General features: G+C 66.8%; 1 protein-coding gene. It reads left to right on the forward strand.

The features are described from left to right. Positions 1 to 247, forward strand: a 247-nt coding sequence (locus VTU_RS28380) for a SwmB domain-containing protein (RefSeq protein WP_010107074.1), incomplete at both ends; no start/stop codon positions are given.

The raw sequence follows: 247 nt of genomic DNA on the forward strand, positions 1-247 counted from the left end.
CACCCTGGCGCTTAGCCGCGCCGTGGACAGGAACGAGGTGGTGACCGTCAACTACACCCAGCCCGCAACCGGCAACGCCGTCATACAGGACGCAGCCGGCAACAACGCAGCCAATCTCACAGACCAGGCGGTGACGAACAAATCCGCAGCCGACACCACGGCCCCCGTGTTCAGCACCGCCAGCGTCAGCGGCCGCTCCCTCACGCTCACCTACACCGAGGCCAGCATCCTGGGCCTGGACGCAACC

This window comes from Verminephrobacter aporrectodeae subsp. tuberculatae At4, assembly GCF_000193225.1.
Lineage (GTDB): Bacteria > Pseudomonadota > Gammaproteobacteria > Burkholderiales > Burkholderiaceae_C > Acidovorax > Acidovorax aporrectodeae.